Here is a 17,353-nt window from a genome sequence, read left to right on the forward strand (position 1 = left end):
CTTAAATCACGACCAATTCAGCGTTCAATGCACCCGCTTCGCTCAGTGCTTGCAGGATAGACATTAAGTCAGTAGGTGTGGCACCTAAGCTGTTTACCGCAGTCACAATAGTGTTGAGCTCCGTGCCTGGAGGCCAAATCACCATTTGAGCTAAATCTTCGTTCACATCAAGATCCGTTTGGTTAACGACTTTCGTATCGCCATTTGCAAACGCATTTGGCTGACTGACTTGTTGTGATTCAGAAATTCGCACGGTTAAGTTGCCATGGCTCACTGCTGCCTCACTTACTTTGACACTCTTACCGATCACGACCGTTCCCGTACGAGAGTTAAAGACAATTCGAGCCGGCTTGCGGCCTTCCACGACGCTCATTTCTTCAAGCATCGACATCATCACTACGCGCTGTTGGGTATCTTTTGGTGCACGCATATCAATGCGCGCTTTATTGATCGCAACAGCAACGTTAGGCCCAAAAGTGTTGTTGATTTCACGCGCGATATTTTTTGCCGTTGTGAAACTTGGTTTACGCAGGTTTAAGGTGACTTCATCACGCTGGTTGAAGTCAGTTTTGATTTCTCTCTCTAACGTCGCACCATTCGGGACGCGACCTGCCGTTGGTGTATTAACTTCGACTTTGGAGCCACTTCGCCCTTCTGCTGATAAACCGCCCACCACGACGTTTCCTTGTGCAATGGCATACACTTCACCATCAATACCGCGTAAAGGCGTCAACAATAGCGTACCGCCACGGAGGCTTTTCGCGTCACCAATTGAAGACACGACCACGTCCAAAGTTTGTCCAGGGCCCGCCATTGGATCAACGGTTGCTGTCACGCTCACAGAAGCCACATTTCGTAGCTTAGGGTTCATACTGTCATCAATTTGAACCCCAAACTGACGGAGCATGTTGGTAATAGATTGAGAAGTAAATTTCACTTGGTTTCGGTCACCCTGGCCAGCTAAGCCAACCACCAAACCATAACCGACCAATTGGTTTTCTCGAATGCCGCGTACATCGACCAAGTCCATGATCGGAATTTCCACTTCAGCATGTGAAGTGGTTGGTAATCCCAAGGTCAACACCAATAGGAAAGACGTAAAGAAAGATTGCATTGTCTTCATTAGAAAGGTACCCATGGGCTGTTGAAGAATTGAGTTAGCCATCCGGCTGCGTTGCTGTCAGCCAGAGCTCCGCGACCTGCGTAGGTAATTCGTGCATCAGCAATTCGTTGAGAAGAAACTTGGTTGCTGCGATTAATATCATCCACACGAACAATGCCAGTGAGACGAATAAACTCATCTCCCTGGTTTAGGCGCAGCCATTTTTCGCCACTGATACGCAATACACCATTAGGTAACACCTCGTGTACCGTTACGGTGATTGCACCTTGCAGCTTGTTGCCCTGTGAGCTTGAAGCACTGCCATCAAAGTTGCGGCTGCCATCGACACTAACCCCTAACTCATCGAACGTTTTCGTTCCTATGGTCGGCGCCGCGAAATTAACCGCTGAACTTTTGCCAAACTTAGTACCCGCTTTTTTGCTCGATGAGGTTTCTTCTGATAGTTGAACCGTTAACACATCGCCAACTCGGTAAGCACGACGATCCTGAAACAGGGTCATCGTGTATTGGTGACGATAAAGACTACCAGACTGGGTTTCCGGCAACGTGTAATCGAGCGTTGGTGGTGCGTATTCCTCGGCATTTGGCTCAGGCGGAATAAATTCCTGACGGCCGGCACATCCCACCAGCAACACGGCGGCTACTGCCCAACTCTTAGAAAGCCATTTCATTGCTTTTTCCTTCATCATCACCAATTTCATACTTACATTGATTGCGAAACAAACTTCAGCATGTCATCTGCAGCAGAGACCACTTTCGCATTCATCTCATACGCACGTTGAGTCGTGATCATGTCGACCATCTCTTCCACTACTTGTACGTTTGAACCTTCCAATGCACCTTGCTTGATGAGGCCTGCGCCATCTTCACCAGCAATCAGTTCATCTGCCGGGCCGCTGGCTTCCGTTTCACGGAACAAGTTACCACCCACGGCCTCTAAGCCTGCTGGGTTAATGAATTTTGCGAGTGTGATTTGACCAAGCTGCTGTGGCGTTGGATCGTCCGCCGTCGTTGTTGTTACCGTGCCATCAACACCAACAGAGAATGAAGAGGCATTATCTGGGATCTGAATTTGTGGCTCTAACGGCAAGCCTTGGCTGTTAACCATCAAGCCTTCAGAGTTGACATGGAACTGACCATTACGTGTGTACATGATCTGTCCATCCGAGTTTTCGATTTGAAAGAAACCCTGTCCCATAACGGCAAGGTCCAACTCTTGTGTTGTATTTTGAGTGTTACCTTGCGTAAACACTTTTTGCGTGCCAACTACGCGAACACCGCTACCTAGCTGAATACCACTTGGCAACTCGTTAACTTGGTCTACTTGAGCACCAGGTTGACGCTGAATGCTGTAGAAAAGGTCTTCGAATACAACTCGGTCACGCTTAAAGCCAACTGTATTTACGTTCGCTAGGTTGTTAGAAATGGCAGTCATCTTCGTGTCCTGCGCTGCCATGCCTGTTTTACTTACCCATAATGCTGAATGCATTTTTTATTACTCCTTGCGGGGCGAGACTTATCTCGCCGCCATTAATTTATTACCAGCTTGTGCCAACGTCTCGGCCGTTTTCATCATGCGAACTTGCATCTCGAAGTTACGCGTTAACGACATCACGCTAATCAACTCATCAATGGCAGATACGTTACTGCCCTCAATGTGCTCAGGAGAAAGTTGCACGGTTTCATCGGCAGCGAATGGCACGCCATCTACACTGTGCAGTAGGCTGTCACTCTCTTTTTGAAGTTGGTTCATTTCTGGTTTAACCAACTTCAACGTTCCCGCGACGATTTCTGCGCTACCACCTGGCGGAATCACGGATACTTGACCACGCTCGCTGATTTCAATCTTTTGATAATCAGGCACAACCAAAGGCCCATTTTCACCAAGAACAGGAAAACCGTTGATGGTCATGGCACCAAAAGTGTCGACTTGGATATTGCCCGCTCGCGTGTACGCTTCGTTACCCGCAGGAGTTTCAACAGCAAGATAACCCTCACCCATGATGGCGACATCCAACGGGCGTCCCGTTTTCATAATGTCGCCAGAATCAAAACGCGTTGAGGCAGAGTTGGTCACAACCATAGTGCGACCATCAAAACCTGGGCCTTGCATTTCTACACTGCGCACGCGCTCCATATCCGCTCGAAAGCCAGCAGTATCAGCGTTTGATAAGTTGTTTGAACGCACGTGCTGAGCCTTAAGAACTCGACTCGCACCTGACGTTGCAGTAAATAACAAGCTATCCATGCAAAACTCCCATTACACCGCGTTAAACAAAGCTTGAGTTAGCTTGTCGCTGGTAGAGATGGTTTTCGCGTTTGCTTGGTAGTTACGCTGTGCGGTCATAAGCGCCACAAGCTCACTGGTTAGGTCAACGTTAGAACCTTCTAGCGCACCTGGGGTTAAATCACCCAACGTACCTGAACCAGGGACACCCATGATCGGCGCACCAGAGCTAAAGCTTTGAGTCCACGCCGTACCACTCACTTTTGCTAAACCTTGTGTGTTGGCGAAGTCTGCAAGTACAACTTGACCTTGCAGCTGTGATTGGCCGTTAGTGTAGGTCGCGTAAACCATGCCATTACCTTCAACGCGTACACCTGCAAGCTCACCGGATGTGTAACCATTCGGGCTGTTAGTACTTACGCCGAATTTCGCACCAAACTGCGTGCTGCCTTTCAAGTTAATGTCGACACTCATCGCGTTTGCGCCTGCCGCAGGGAATGAAACATTAAACGGAGCCGTCGGTGAAGAAAGCGAACCGTCTTTGTCAAACGTTACTGGTACCGTTGTCACTGGTGTTGCGCCACCATCCACTTGAACATTCACTTCCCAAGAGTTAGAAGCGGTCTTAGTGAAGTACTGGGTTACCGTGTGCGAGTTACCCAGCGAGTCATAGACTTTTGTGGTGTAAGACGAATTGAATGAGTTTGGATCGTCCGGATTAAACGGCGTTACCGTTTTATCAATGGCAGACGCACTTGCATCAAAGTTTGCAACAAAATCAAGACCGTCTGTCGCTTTTGCATTCAGTGATGACGTAGATACTTGGATATTGCCCACAGAGCCTGTCATCAGGTTGTTGTTGCTATCCACACTGTAACCTTGCAGTTTTGCGCCACTGTTAGCGGTAACAAAGTTATCTTTATCTGTCGCGAATACACCTGAACGCGTGTATAGCGTTTGACCCATATTGTCTTTAGTGACAAAGAATCCGCCACCGTTGATCGCCAAGTCCATCGCACGGCCAGTTCCTGAGATACTGCCGTCTTTGTCGAAGTTCTGTGAAATTGACGCGACTTCTACACCACCAGGTTGCATGCCGTTATATACTGCGGAGAATTCTGTGCGGCCACCTTTAAAACCATACGTTGATGCGTTGGCAATGTTGTGACTGATTGTGTTTAGCTCTGTGTTGGTCGCGTCCAGACCACTTAGTGCGATGTTAAAACTCATAAAAAGACCTCTGATTTCCCTATTTGGTTAAGCACCAAACTGAGTGATTTGATAGAAAGGAACGTTGCCAACGCCATGGACATTGACTAATGCTGCGCCGCCAGTATTTGGAATACGCACTTGCTCAACAGTGCCAGCCATGAGCACATTTGGACTTGCTTGCCCTTCTTGCACTTCTACTGCCACTGAGTATTTGCCTGGTTTAAGACCAAGTTCTTCAGGATTAATTGAAAAGTCGACGTCACCTTTGCCGTGAGCACCTAATGGCACTTTAGTGGATTGACCAAACTCATCTTTCACAACTAACGTCACTTGGTTTGAGCTATGAGCGAGTTCGATTTTTCCGTTCTGTACGCCTTCACCAAGCTCAAATTCTTTGGAGTTGACGTAAACAGTTTGTCCGACGAGCCCCGCTGTCGATAGCACTTGCATGTTGTCAAGGAGAATCATGCTCTGTTGCATTGTCTTGGACATATTCTCGGTACTTTGAACTTGAGAGAATTGAGCCAACTGACCAACGTATTCCGTGCCATCAAGTGGGTTAAGTGGATCTTGGTTTTGGATCTGCGCCACCATCAAAGAAATGAATTCGTTCTCTAATGAAGAAGCACTGTTCATATCTTTAGGATTTGGTGCAATGCCATTGTTCTCTTTTGCTTTAGTGCTCACAGGAGCATCAGACGATAAAGGTGTATATTGTGCGAGACTCATTAACTGCCCTGCCCTAATCTAAGCAGACCTTGCTGCATACTTTTCACATTTGATAACACTTCAACATTGGTTTCGAAGCTACGTGTCGCTGACATCATGTCTGCCATTTCAGCCACGACATCGATATCTGGGTAATACACATAACCTTCACCATTGGCCAACGGGTTGTTTGGCTCAAAGCGTTTCTCGGCTTCTCCCGCATTTTTCACAACGTCAACAATGCGAACTTCAGCATTGGGATAAACCCCGTTTTCCGTTGTCAGCTGCGCTTTTTGGTACACAGTCGCGAATACGGGCTTCAGCGCTTTATAAGCGTCATCTGGATTTGCAGACACCGCGTCCGCGTTAGCTAAGTTACTGGCGACCGTGTTAAGACGCACAGTTTGTGCTGTCATCGCGGATCCAGTGATCGAGTAAATATCAGTGAATGACATAATTAACGTCCCTCAATCGCTTTCGTTAAGCCATTAAATTTCATGTTGAGAAACGTCAGGCTAGTTTGAAAGTCCATGTTGTTTTGCGTGAATTTCGCTTGTTCAACACCCAGTTCTACAGTGTTGCCATCTTTGCTGTTCTGGTAAGGCACCGAGTATTGGGCCTGAACCTGAAACTTAGGCACTGGTTTGTTCACACCGCCTGCAGCCACCTGGTTCATTACGGTGGTGAAACTTAGGTCTTTCGCCAAATACCCAGGGGTGTCAACATTTGCTAGGTTACTGGCAAGGACTTTGGTACGCTGAACGCGAAAATTAAGTGCCTCTGGATGTACACCTAAAGCATTTTCAAATGTGATCGCCATGCATCTTCCTTACAGTTGGCTCGAATACGCCAACATACAAACAAGATGCGTGCCATAAAAAATAGCCATATATATCAATGATTTACAAACAAGGATGGAAGCCAAACTTCCGGCTCACGGAAAGCATTAAAAGCAAGGGGAAAGTGCTTACTTCCTCAACATTAATGCTAACTCTGCTTGCTCTAATACCAGGACAAACTTTCGCCAACACCTCTGGCAGAACCCTAAGCGTTGAGGAGATAAAATCCGTTGTAGCAGAGCATTTCAAACAAGAAGTGGCCCAAAATGCTCACTCTAACCAGTGGGGAGAATACCAACTGGATTTCGACATGTGGGTACCAGGCTCGGCGAATCACCTACCTGAGTGTGAGTCGCCTCTGGTCATCACTGGTCGCGACAATCAAGCGTTGCCAGTTGGAAACCTTAAGCGCTCAGTAAGTTGCGATGACATCGCTTCACCCTGGCGAATTAACGTCACGATAAAATCTTCTCTGACACTGCCTGTCTTGGTTGCCACAACCACGGTCGGTCGAAATGAAGTTGTGACTGCCAAGCACGTTAAACTGGAAACGCGCACCATCTCGCGACAAGACGATTTTTATACTCGCCCAGGACAAGCAATAGGCTTAGAAACCTCTCGCCGTTTACGTGCAGGGCAAGTGGTCAACCCATCCAATTTATCGGCTCCACCTTTAATCGAAAAAGGCAATGAAGTCATAGTGATTGCGAGCAAAAATGGATTTAGCGCCAGCACGAAAGGAGTCGCCTTAGAAGATGGTGCGAAAGGGCAACAAATTGAAGTAGAAAACCTAAGTTCTGGCAAGGTCATTAGAGCTGTCGTAACCGGGTTAAACCAGGTTCATACTCAATTTTGATTTTGGACTCAGAGTAACATTTTTTAATTTTGGCTCTCGTCAGTAACGCTGAATTTCGAGTACAAAAAAAATATTTAATGTTTATCACATCCTAACCGCCTACTTAATTTAGAACATGATGATGAGGACCACAGCATGAAAATCGACAAAGTCGCGGGCGGTCATGTCCCACAAACAAAATTACAGCAAGCAAGCAAACAGCCTGTCGACGTCGTCGAACAGAGCAAAGTACACGAGCCTGCATTTCAAGCGAATACCGTAGCGATAGATCGCGCTCAAGCTGAAATGGCATCACTACCTGATGTTGATATGGACAAAGTAGAACAAGTACGTAACGCATTAGCGCGTGGCGAACTTAGCCTAGATACAAAAGCACTATCAAAGGCGATCATGCAATTCCATACAGGTCACGAGTAATAACACACTAGGAAGAGATCATGGCAAGCGCAGTATCGCAGCGAATTCAACAATTTATTCGCTCAATACCTGAGGATATCAAGCTCTATCAACAACTTATCCCTTTGCTTCAACAGCAAAAAACGTTGTACTTAAAGTTTGATGGTGAGGCACTGAGCAACAATGTTCAGAAACAAATGCCAATACTCAATAAACTTAGCCGCTCAGCCAGTGATAGAAGCCAGTGTATGCGAGAGCTGGGGTTAGCGTGTAATGACGCCAGCGTAAAACGAATTTTCAATGCTTTGCCTGCCCAAATAGGTATGCAAGCTAGAAAACAATGGGCGCTATTGGAAACGTTGGTAAGTCAGTGCCAACAATACAATCAGAGCAATGGCCACAGCTCTGCGGCGTTCCATGAGTTGGTCAGTCAACTCAAACAACCTGTGCAACACACTTATGAAGATAAATCGTTCTAAACGATGTTCGTCTTGCCTACAGATTCAGTCGCCATCTCGGCTGAGTACTGTAGGCCTTTTTATTTTTATCGCCTTACTATCCTGCCTTTCAATCACCAGTCAGGCGAAACCAAGCCCAGCTGATATTCAAACGCAATATCAAGTTTTAGCCCCATACAAGCCACAAATTGCCAAACGTCTCGATTCATCCAGCCTGGTAATTCATCACATTTTCAAACAACTGCAAAGCCACTCTTTACCAAAGAGTCTAGCCTTAGTGCCAATGTTGGAATCCTCTTACAACCCCAAAGCCGTTTCTCATGCCAACGCCGCCGGACTTTGGCAACTGATACCAGCAACAGCTCAACGATTCGGGTTGACTGTAGATACAAAACAAGACGATCGCTTTGATACAGAAGCAAGCACAGCTGCAGCACTCAAGTATCTGACGTTTTTATACAACAAATTCGATCAAAACATGGCGCTGACATTAGCGGCCTACAATGCAGGCGAAGGGCGTGTCGCACGCGCTATTCAGCGAGCAGGCAGTAACGACTTTCAGAAGCTCACACTACCTAAAGAGACTCGCCAATACGTTAGTCGATTCTTCGCGCTGGAAAAGTTGATAGATATCGGTCAGTTACAATCCTCATCATTTCAACCTTTACTCTTATTTGCTTCAGATGCTCCGATGGTTTCGCAACCGCTGATCGACTTTAGTCCACTACCTCCGTTGGTCAATTTGTGATAAAAATCACGACAAAATCCAATGTCAGAAAAACGTAAAATTACAAGATCGTGTTCGGCCAATTTGAAAACTCGTGATCTCTATGCAAACGTGTGCAAAAAAGTTGAGGTAAGGTATCTCAAAGATAAGAAAGAGTAGTGGTTTATTAAAAGGTACCCAAATTGCGCTTGCCAATTGGGTAGATATGCGTCACATTGCGTTTGCAAAAAACATGAAAACCAATGGTTGGACCTAATAATTATTTACACACTAAATGTAAAACAGCTATTGTTTTCATAGTTCGAAACAAATTTAAAATATCAAGATGACGCTTCGCTTGCGCGTCTGGAATAAGTCCGGGTTCCGGGGGGGAGTCCGGACTTTTTTTATCGATTTAAAAGCTGACCTATCAACAGAACAATGAGTGGGTAAGTCACTATGAGGCAAGCTAAGTTATTTATAGTAATTCTTTAGAAATCAACTGAAGCAAAAACGTTTCGCGCTCGATGCTCATGCCTTTTTTCGGGCTTTCTGCCATGGTCTTTTCATTGTGCGCTATCGCTTCGTGAATGTTCATCCATACTGGACGCATTCCATTTTTAACTTCATAGTCTTCATAAGCCGTTTCGCCTAGCTCACGATCAATTTTACATGTATAGCAATACGACACCATGTGCATTACGTCAGCGTCGTCTTTGTACCAAGGACGAAATTCCTCAAAGATTCCGAAAGGCTTAATACCATGGATATTCTGCGCGCCGGTTTCCTCTTCTAGTTCACGAACTAGTCCAGCAATCACATCTTCACCATCATCAATACCACCACCTGGCAAAGTGTAGTCATGGTAACGCTCTGTATAGAGCAACAACACATCTTCACCATCTAGTACGATGGCGCGTGCCGCATTGCGCTGGAAAATAATTTTGTCGTCCAAGTGCTCAATGTCCGGATGAACGGTCGATTTTAAGTGTCTCATCGAAAATACCACTGTCATGTTTTGCGCGCATATTACCGAACTTCACGCTTTAAATCATCGTTGTCGGTCCAAATGCGTTCAAGACATTGGTTTGAACGAAACGGTTCTAACCTTCGTAACAATCCGCAACAAATAGAAGTGTGACGTGATAACCAGTAAAAGATGAGAATATCTAAATTCTTATACGTCCCTCTTACTTTTAACATCGATAAGACAATAATCTCTGAAAGTTGCCTATAATCAATATAATACTCGCCCACCCCATGCGGAGATAAAGAATGAAAAAGACAAATTTAATGATGGCTATGGCTGCAACGTTGGTACTGGCTGGTTGTTCAACTTACGAAGGTGCCACTCGCTCGACTGAGTATACCTCCGTCGCAAATCCTGCAGCCGTTTACTGTGTTCAGCAAGGTGGTGAGTTGGATACCGTTTCGGAAAATGGCGAACGTGTGACTTACTGCGTGCTGTCTGACGATAATCGTGTCGAGCAATGGGAATACTATCGCGACAATCATAAAGAAAGTGAGAGTGGCGACTACTAAATTTTTTTGTCGACACGTCAGATTCCCTCTATCACTTAGGAGCCTTTAGGCTCCTTTTTTATTTGATTTATCAAAACTTTCTCACTTCATTTTTACATACCTCTGACTTTACCGCACATCGATACTATATCGAACAGTGTTCTATTCTTGACATTCCTCTGACATAACTTTCCACTTGGACAATAAAATCCCAAACACAGATCACACTAATTCACATTTCTTCCACATTTTCTGGAACAGGTGAGCAAGATGAAAACACAAATAGTAAAAGAAGCCGAGTCAGCCCCAAGCAACGTTGTTACTGAAGAGTCAAAGCGCATCATTTATAAATCGAGTTTAAGCGCATTGATGATTGTCGCTATCAGTATTCTCGTTAACCTCAGTCTTCGCCTTGATTATGTCGTGTTGGGTTCAAGCCTTGGTGAGCTTTCCATAACAGAAACACTCCAGCTTGTGATGCTCGCGATTGCATCGTGGTCATTTTTTAGCCTATCTAAACAACAGCCTCAGCTAAAGCATGCGGCCATTTTGATTGCCGGCTTTTTCGCGGTGCTCATTATTCGTGAAACAGACTATTGGACAGACATGATTCGTCATGGTTCTTGGGTTTTCCCTGCGCTCGCTGTCACCGCACTGGCTTGCGCCAAAGCTTACCAAGGTGGTAAAGGTACCATGAACGAAATGGCGACCATCTTAACGGTGCCCCACATGAAACTGTTAATTGGTGCCGTGATGCTATTGTTGGTCTTCTCTCGCTTGTATGGCATGGGCAGTTTTTGGCAACAAGTGATGGACGAGAACTACATCCGTGATGTTAAAAATATTTCGGAAGAAGGCATGGAACTCCTTTGCTACTGTTTGATCGCATTGAGCGCAGTCCGCACAAAACGCGAACTTAATGAATAGACTCAGGATCCAAGCGGCGGTTCAATGCAGTTAATATCGGATGAACGATCCTTAACGCTTGTTCCGCAGCTCCTACAGATTCATCCAAGGCCGTCATTTCGATGGCCTTTTTCATATCTTCAATCTGTTGCAAACTATCTTTATCGAGTGGTAAAGCGAGCAATTGCTGAATGGCATGTCTCGCGATCATAAGCGGCTTCTTTCGGACAACCGATAAGTCTCGTAAAAATGCTCCCTGCTTGACCCCTTCTAAATAAACTCGGTAAGTCGTGAGTTCATCCAGTAATAAAAATGCCGCTGCCATAGGCCCTTTATGTGGGTATGGTACGCTGATATGTTTGTTGATATCTAATGGTAAGTTGAGAGTAACGCCCATGGATGCGCACTCAGATTTTAGTACTCGTAATAGTCCCTGCTCATCCATCAAGGTTTGGATTTCTATGATTCGCTCAAGGTGGTAGTCATTCGACAACAAGGTGACCTCAACCGGACGCGCTGACCATAACTGGAACAAACCACTATCACACAAAACACGAGAAGCGTAACGCATGTTCTGAAACGTATTCAAAGAGCGATTTTCTAAAAGTACTTGATGTTCAGGGAACGGATGCACAGCGACCGCATTTAGAGATTTAAAATAACTGTACATTGCATCTGCTTCAGAAATGCGTTGACCTTGCGTTAATCCACCACAAAAAATAATCGCCGTTCGCTCTGTCGGCAATGACGCAATCGCATTAGATAACGCTTCGACTCTTGTTACCCCTTCAACGGTCAATCTGCTATTGACGAGGCGTTTACCTAAAACAATGACCACATTGTCTAACTTCATTTCAAAATCTCGCGCTTAGTTGGCAGTGTTACAAAAATCTTCTTTCACTCCCGGCCTACAGGCTTTAACATCTAGTTAACAACACTGTTCTAGAGACCTTTATAAAGGTTCACTGCTAAAGGAAGTCAATTATGCTGTCGATTTTCGATATATTTAAGATTGGTGTCGGGCCTTCTAGCTCCCACACTAATGGTCCTATGCTTGCCGGATTCCATTTCACTCAACTAGTTAGCGACTCTATGGCGAAAGTGCATCGGGTGCAAGTGGACCTTTATGGCTCATTATCGCTCACTGGTAGAGGGCACCACACAGACCGAGCCACTGTCCTTGGTTTGATGGGAAATAAACCCGATACCATCAAAATGAGTAGCGCTAAAAGTGCGCTACAAAATACTATAGACAACAACACGCTGCTGCTCGCTGGTACGCACCAGATTGAGTTTAGCTACGATCATGACATCGTCTTTCATAGTGACAACCTTCCCCTGCATGAAAACGGAATGACGATTACCGCACTAGACGCTGCGGGAGACCAAGTGGCGTTTGAAATTTATTATTCCATCGGAGGCGGATTCATCGCCACCGCTGACGAACTAGAAAACGGCACGCAACAAGATGAAGTCGCGGTACCATTTCCTTTCACATCAGCGGATGAGATGCTGGAAAAAGCCGAGACTAACGGTTTTAGTTTGGGAGGTATGATTCTACAAAACGAACTGGCATTCCGCTCAGATGAAGAAATTAGCCAAAGAGCAGAACAAATTTGGAAAGTGATGTCGCTCTGCATGCAACGTGGTTTCGATACGGAAGGGATTTTAGAAGGTGGTCTCAATGTCACTCGTCGTGCACCAAACCTTTTGAAAAAGCTCGAAGCCAACGCTGCAGTTGAGAATGATCCAATGGAGATCATGGATTGGATTAATCTCTTTGCCTTTGCGGTTAGCGAAGAAAATGCAGCTGGAGGACAAGTCGTTACTTCTCCAACTAATGGCGCTGCTGGGGTGATTCCGGCAGTATTGATGTACTACCATCGCTTCATCAAAGAGCTTGATATTAAACAACTGAAAGACTTTCTCGCAGTCGCTGGCGCTATCGGCATCTTATATAAAACTAACGCGTCAATTTCCGGCGCCGAAGTGGGTTGTCAGGGAGAGGTCGGGGTTTCTTCATCCATGGCAGCCGCTGGTTTAACGGCACTCAGAGGCGGCAGTAACGAGCAGATTTGTATTGCTGCGGAAATTGCGATGGAGCATTCATTAGGAATGACTTGTGACCCGATCGGCGGCTTGGTTCAAGTACCTTGCATTGAAAGAAATGCCATGGGCGCAATGAAAGCCATTAATGCCTCACGTATGGCATTAAAGCGCACGAGCAAATGCCTTATTTCATTAGATAAAGTTATCGAAACCATGTATCAAACTGGTAAAGATATGAACAAAAAATACCGTGAAACTTCCTTAGGTGGCTTGGCCGTCATTCATATGGCACCGCCATGCGAATAGTCAAATAAGCCCGCTATATCATTGCTGGCGATGCACTTCGTCAGCAATTTCCTTTCTCGCAAGACCTCTTTTTATTTGCCGTAATCCTATAAAACCCCATTAGCTCCAATCAGTAACAAATACAACAAAATTAAACAAAAATAGAATTAAGCACTGCTTTATTAAAATTGATCTAGAACAACACATTAGCATTAAGCTGCCTAAGCATTAGAAAATATAGTGCAGCATTTCCACGTTATACGACAATTATTTCAATACTCAATCTTTCGTTTCATTACTATTTAATAGAAATAACAATACCTACCTTTCTCCGCTAATGTGAGTACAAAATTATGTGGAATAAACTCAATAAATCCATGATGTTCTGCCAAATGATGTTTGGCTTATCATTTTACGGTGTATTAGTAAGTCTAACTCGATTTTTTCTAGAGGATCTAAATTACAACGAAGCCGATACGATGATGATCGTTGGTGCTTTTTCGGCGATCGGGCCACTTTTCGCGATTGCGGGCGGCTTTATTGCAGATAAGTTTTTAGGAGCTTATCGCTCACTTTCTATCGCATATTTCGCTTTTGCATCCGGTTACGTATTACTCGTGTTGGGGGCTTCTGCTTCTAACGTTCCACTTTCAATGTGTGGTATTGCGCTCGCCAGTTACGGCCGCGGCCTGATGTCACCCTCTTACCCTAGCCTCTATAAACGAACGTTCAAATCACAAGAAGATTTTGAAAAAGGATACCCAATCAATTATTCAGTGAATAATGTTGGCGCCTTTTTAGGTCAATATTTGTTCCCAATGATTGTCCTTGTGATCGGCTTTAATGGCGGTTTTACCATCTCTGCTGTTATGGCAGCAGCGGCATTGATCATGCTATTGGTATTCCGCAAAGATCTTGTTGGCGTAGCCTCTGAGCTTGATCAAAAAACCGTAAGTTTAAAAAACTGGGTACTTTTTGCATTGATTTCATTGGCAATGATCGCGTTGGTATTTTTCATGTTTTCAAACATGGATATTGGCCAAAATATCGTATACGCCATCGGAGGGGCGGCGATCGCATACTTCATATCTCTGATGCTTAAAGCAAGCAAAGCTGAGTCTTTGAAGATGGGGACCATCTTAATTGTGACCTTGCTGACAACCTGTTTCTTTGTTTACTACGGACAAATGATGACCTCGATGAACATGGTTGCTATCAACACATTAAAAGGCTCTCTATTTGGTTTTATTCCGCTCGAACCAGAAGCAGCAATGGCAATGAACCCGCTTTGGTGTATGGTTGGTGGTCCTATCGTAGCTGGCTTTTTTGGGTTGTTGGAAAAGCGCGATATCTACCTCTCTACCGCGACAAAAATCGCCTTGGCATTTGTACTGACCGCGATAGCGTTTGGTATCTTGACGTTTGCCGTGACTACCGTGGGTGAAGATGTCGTGATCATGCCAGAAATCTTTCTCGCTATTCACTTCTTCCAGGCGATTGCAGAAGTCATCGTGGGTTCGATGGTCGTAGCGTTTATTCTTTCCGTCGCGCCGAAGCACATCGAAAACTTCTCTGTTAGCCTATTTTCTGTGGCAATCGCATTGAGCGGTATTATTGGTGCTGCATTTTCAACCTCTATCGCGTTAGAGAAAGGACAGACCATCACACAAGACATTGTACAAAACGTATATGGTGATTATTTCCAATTACTCACTGTCCTTGCTGTCGTGATGGTCGCTATCGCAATGGCAGCGTCACTCATTATTCGCAAGATGCTTGATGCGGCGAAAGAAAGCGATACTCAAGCGCAACCAGTCGAGATCGAAGCTGGGGTTGAAGTTCAAAGCTGAGTTTGATGATTTACCTATCTCAAAATATAAAAAATGCCGCGATATTCGCGGCATTTTCTTAACAACAACATGTTCGATTAATCACGTCGACCACGAAGTTCAATTTTTTGTGTAGCAGCATCCGTTTGGATGATTACCCCGCCATAAGCCGTTTCATTTCGACCTTTCAGCGTCAGTTGAGAATCTGCGCGCTCGACGTCGACCTGATTTTTCGTAGCCATCGTCATATCAATCGTGCCCGTGTATGACCCATCGCCAGCTAATGCTATGTTTGTTGAGCAAACCATCAAACCAAGTGCGATTAATTTTTTCATACGTCACCTCTGTTTTTGTTCTTACTTTCTTTCGATGAAAAAACTGTAACAACAGAAACATGTTCATACGAGGAAAGTCATCATTTACCAAATGGAAATCCAAACCACTAAATTGATATGACCAAGCCTATTTGCTGTCCACCGTCGCCTTCAATAAACCATAAGATACGACAGCATGCTTAAATTGACCGAACGTTGTCTTTTATTCAGAAATTCAGAGATATGATTTCTCGGCAGAAGATAAATGAGACGATGTATGAGCATTAATCTGGACATTCAAAACGTATTGGTACTAAAACGGATGTATGAGTTACGTAGCGTCCGATTGGTGGCAGATTCACTCGGAAAGACATCCGGATCAATCAGCAAAAACCTGACAAAAATGAAAGCGCAGCTCGATGATCCTTTGTTCATTCAGACTAAAAATGGCTTTGAACCGACCGCTTTTGTCGAAGCGAACATGCCACATTTTGAACAAATCCTCACCAGTATTGATTCCATCAAACCACAGAGTTTTTCACCCGCTCATTTTGACGGCTCGATCACTATTTATGCGAATACATTGTTTTGGGATTACTTTGGTGACAAGTTTTACTTAGAATTACTAAAACACGCCCCAAAAGCAAAGTTCGCTTGTTTACGTTGGGGGAGCGACGCGAAAAAGCGATTAACTGAGGGTGAAAACGCTATTGCGATTCATTATTTTGATGAGGATCTTCCGCAATCAATTATTCAAAACGAACTAGGTCGAGGAAAAGCAGTATTTTTTGTTCGAGATAAGCATCCCGCTCAACATTTCCAAGAGCTAGAAAACTACCCCTTTTTACTTTTCAAAACGCCGGGATGGAACGACTACCGATACCCGTTGTTGGAAAGGCTCAATCATATGGGGTTCAGAACCACACCTAAGGTAGAAATTGAACACCCAGCGATGATTCAAAAAGTGCTCCTACAAACGGATCATTTTGGTATAACCATGAGTGGACATGTGCCTAAGGGCTGCCGAAGTATCGCGCTTCCTGGCGGGTTAGAGCTTGATGTTCGCTACGTGATGAGCTGTCGTCGATCACAACAGCAAGCCCCGATAAACCAGTGGCTATTCAATGTCATTAAAGATATCACCCAGCCCTAACCTAAAAGTCCTAGGGTGATGACTTGTCTATGTTTTCTTAGGTACTCGATATCGTTGAGGTAAGCGGTATGATGGCAATCTTCTAGGTTCGCTTGAAACCTATCATCACCTTGAGCTGCGACCCCTCTCATATAATCAACTAACGCGGAGAGTCGATGTGTCATCACCTCCACCAGCTCTTCCCGTTCCAATCTCGAACACCCATAAGCGTCACAGAAGAGTTTTGCACGCTGAATTTGTTGCTCCAAACAGCCCATTTTATCGTGCTCATCGGTTTTAAATGGTGCCCAACCATAGACCGAAAAAGCGACATCCCAAACTCTTGGTGCCGGATGCGCCGTATCAAAATCAAACACACCAACGACAAACTCTCCATGGAGTGCCACGTTATATGGCATGAAATCACCATGACAAATCACCTCTTGTGGTGTTCGTGGTGGCAGCATCCAGTGCAGCGTTTCATTTTGATATTGCTTAAGGAAACCCTCAGATGCATCGTGCATATCGCGTAACATTTTTGCCGCAGATTGGAGCGCGGAAACAGAAGCAATGTTGCCAATCAATGGATAGTTGTAAGTCTCTCCTTCGACATAGCTAACCCACTCTTTTCCTTTTTCAATACCAACCGCTTTAGGGCATGCCGTAAAGCCTCGTGAATGAAGATAGGTAAGTAGCTGATGGATAGTCATCGTCCAATAACTGGCAGGACGAGATATCAAATTCCCTTTTCGATAGATGGCATTTTCTCTACCGCCTTGCATTGTTTCCATA

The 17,353-nt window shown here is 45.0% G+C and carries 21 protein-coding genes; 9 read left to right on the forward strand and 12 right to left on the reverse strand.

What is annotated here, in order from left to right; all coding sequences use genetic code 11:
- Position 1: 1 nt before the first annotated feature.
- The 8 genes from NL645_RS05570 to flgB are packed head-to-tail and all read right to left on the reverse strand — an operon-like array spanning position 2 to position 6,090.
- Positions 2-1,123 (reverse strand): flagellar basal body P-ring protein FlgI, encoded by a 1,122-nt coding sequence (locus NL645_RS05570; RefSeq protein ID WP_031780462.1) that lies wholly within the window; start codon positions 1,121-1,123, stop codon positions 2-4.
- On the reverse strand, positions 1,123-1,794 hold the full coding sequence (flgH, locus tag NL645_RS05575; protein ID WP_005395295.1) for a flagellar basal body L-ring protein FlgH: 672 nt from the start codon (positions 1,792-1,794) through the stop codon (positions 1,123-1,125). The genes NL645_RS05570 and flgH overlap by 1 nt, the downstream gene beginning before the upstream one ends.
- Positions 1,795-1,826: 32 nt before the next feature.
- Positions 1,827-2,612 (reverse strand): flagellar basal-body rod protein FlgG, encoded by a 786-nt coding sequence (gene flgG, locus NL645_RS05580; protein ID WP_005395297.1) that lies wholly within the window; start codon positions 2,610-2,612, stop codon positions 1,827-1,829.
- Between the two features lie 27 nt (positions 2,613-2,639).
- Positions 2,640-3,371, reverse strand: coding sequence for a flagellar basal-body rod protein FlgF (flgF, locus tag NL645_RS05585; RefSeq protein ID WP_253651367.1), 732 nt, complete (start codon positions 3,369-3,371; stop codon positions 2,640-2,642).
- A gap of 12 nt (positions 3,372-3,383) precedes the next feature.
- Entirely contained in the window at positions 3,384-4,580 is a 1,197-nt protein-coding gene (flgE, locus tag NL645_RS05590; RefSeq protein ID WP_046873843.1) for a flagellar hook protein FlgE, read from the reverse strand.
- Positions 4,581-4,607: 27 nt separating this feature from the next.
- Positions 4,608-5,291 carry a flagellar hook assembly protein FlgD gene (gene flgD / locus NL645_RS05595; protein WP_005395303.1) on the reverse strand — a complete coding sequence of 228 codons (684 nt, stop codon included), beginning with the start codon at positions 5,289-5,291 and terminating at the stop codon, positions 4,608-4,610.
- On the reverse strand, positions 5,291-5,725 hold the full coding sequence (gene flgC, locus NL645_RS05600; protein ID WP_005395305.1) for a flagellar basal body rod protein FlgC: 435 nt from the start codon (positions 5,723-5,725) through the stop codon (positions 5,291-5,293). The genes flgD and flgC overlap by 1 nt, the downstream gene beginning before the upstream one ends.
- Positions 5,726-5,727: 2 nt before the next feature.
- Positions 5,728-6,090, reverse strand: a complete 363-nt coding sequence (flgB, locus tag NL645_RS05605) for a flagellar basal body rod protein FlgB (protein WP_005395306.1) — start codon at positions 6,088-6,090, stop codon at positions 5,728-5,730.
- A 77-nt stretch (positions 6,091-6,167) separates the two neighbouring features.
- Between flgB and flgA the strand changes: the two genes are divergently transcribed.
- The 4 genes from flgA to NL645_RS05625 all read left to right on the forward strand — a co-directional run bounded on the left by flgA (position 6,168) and on the right by NL645_RS05625 (position 8,567).
- Complete coding sequence (gene flgA, locus NL645_RS05610) at positions 6,168-6,965, forward strand: flagellar basal body P-ring formation chaperone FlgA (RefSeq protein WP_006741306.1); 798 nt, start codon at positions 6,168-6,170, stop codon at positions 6,963-6,965.
- Positions 6,966-7,100: 135 nt separating this feature from the next.
- Positions 7,101-7,382, forward strand: coding sequence for a flagellar biosynthesis anti-sigma factor FlgM (flgM, locus tag NL645_RS05615; protein WP_134645399.1), 282 nt, complete (start codon positions 7,101-7,103; stop codon positions 7,380-7,382).
- 20 nt (positions 7,383-7,402) lie between these two features.
- Positions 7,403-7,840 (forward strand): flagellar export chaperone FlgN, encoded by a 438-nt coding sequence (flgN, locus tag NL645_RS05620; protein WP_006741304.1) that lies wholly within the window; start codon positions 7,403-7,405, stop codon positions 7,838-7,840.
- Positions 7,821-8,567, forward strand: a complete 747-nt coding sequence (locus NL645_RS05625) for a lytic transglycosylase domain-containing protein (RefSeq protein ID WP_104970254.1) — start codon at positions 7,821-7,823, stop codon at positions 8,565-8,567. Before flgN ends, NL645_RS05625 begins: the two co-directional genes overlap by 20 nt.
- 436 nt (positions 8,568-9,003) lie before the next feature.
- Here NL645_RS05625 and NL645_RS05630 read toward each other — a convergent pair whose 3' ends face one another.
- Entirely contained in the window at positions 9,004-9,522 is a 519-nt protein-coding gene (locus NL645_RS05630; protein ID WP_005395311.1) for an NUDIX hydrolase, read from the reverse strand.
- A 278-nt stretch (positions 9,523-9,800) separates the two neighbouring features.
- On the opposite strand from NL645_RS05630, the gene NL645_RS05635 reads away from it, so the two are divergent.
- Both NL645_RS05635 and NL645_RS05640 read left to right on the forward strand, forming a co-directional pair.
- Positions 9,801-10,067 (forward strand): DUF333 domain-containing protein, encoded by a 267-nt coding sequence (locus tag NL645_RS05635; protein ID WP_005395313.1) that lies wholly within the window; start codon positions 9,801-9,803, stop codon positions 10,065-10,067.
- Between the two features lie 249 nt (positions 10,068-10,316).
- On the forward strand, positions 10,317-10,973 hold the full coding sequence (locus tag NL645_RS05640; protein ID WP_048624711.1) for a hypothetical protein: 657 nt from the start codon (positions 10,317-10,319) through the stop codon (positions 10,971-10,973).
- Here NL645_RS05640 and NL645_RS05645 read toward each other — a convergent pair.
- Positions 10,963-11,805, reverse strand: coding sequence for a YdcF family protein (locus tag NL645_RS05645; RefSeq protein WP_253651368.1), 843 nt, complete (start codon positions 11,803-11,805; stop codon positions 10,963-10,965). The genes NL645_RS05640 and NL645_RS05645 overlap by 11 nt on opposite strands.
- A 131-nt stretch (positions 11,806-11,936) precedes the next feature.
- Here NL645_RS05645 and NL645_RS05650 point away from each other — a divergent pair, with 131 nt between their 5' ends.
- Positions 11,937-13,307: an L-serine ammonia-lyase gene (locus tag NL645_RS05650; RefSeq protein WP_005395319.1), complete on the forward strand. Its 1,371-nt coding sequence runs from the start codon at positions 11,937-11,939 to the stop codon at positions 13,305-13,307.
- 332 nt (positions 13,308-13,639) lie between these two features.
- Positions 13,640-15,136, forward strand: coding sequence for a peptide MFS transporter (locus NL645_RS05655; RefSeq protein ID WP_005395321.1), 1,497 nt, complete (start codon positions 13,640-13,642; stop codon positions 15,134-15,136).
- 77 nt (positions 15,137-15,213) lie between these two features.
- Here the strand turns inward: NL645_RS05655 and NL645_RS05660 are convergent, their stop codons facing one another.
- The gene (locus tag NL645_RS05660; protein WP_005395322.1) at positions 15,214-15,450 is read right to left on the reverse strand and encodes a hypothetical protein; all 237 of its coding nucleotides are present in this window, start codon (positions 15,448-15,450) and stop codon (positions 15,214-15,216) included.
- Between the two features lie 256 nt (positions 15,451-15,706).
- Here NL645_RS05660 and NL645_RS05665 point away from each other — a divergent pair, with 256 nt between their 5' ends.
- A complete protein-coding gene (locus NL645_RS05665) occupies positions 15,707-16,582 on the forward strand; it encodes a LysR family transcriptional regulator (RefSeq protein ID WP_167427235.1) in 876 nt (291 codons plus the stop codon).
- Here the strand turns inward: NL645_RS05665 and NL645_RS05670 are convergent.
- On the reverse strand, positions 16,579-17,352 hold the full coding sequence (locus tag NL645_RS05670) for a phosphotransferase enzyme family protein (protein WP_253651369.1): 774 nt from the start codon (positions 17,350-17,352) through the stop codon (positions 16,579-16,581). The genes NL645_RS05665 and NL645_RS05670 overlap by 4 nt on opposite strands.
- Position 17,353 lies beyond the last annotated feature (1 nt).

Origin of the sequence: Vibrio sp. Y51_MX_L26, from assembly GCF_024181935.1 — a bacterium.
In the GTDB taxonomy this organism is placed as follows: domain Bacteria; phylum Pseudomonadota; class Gammaproteobacteria; order Enterobacterales; family Vibrionaceae; genus Vibrio; species Vibrio diabolicus.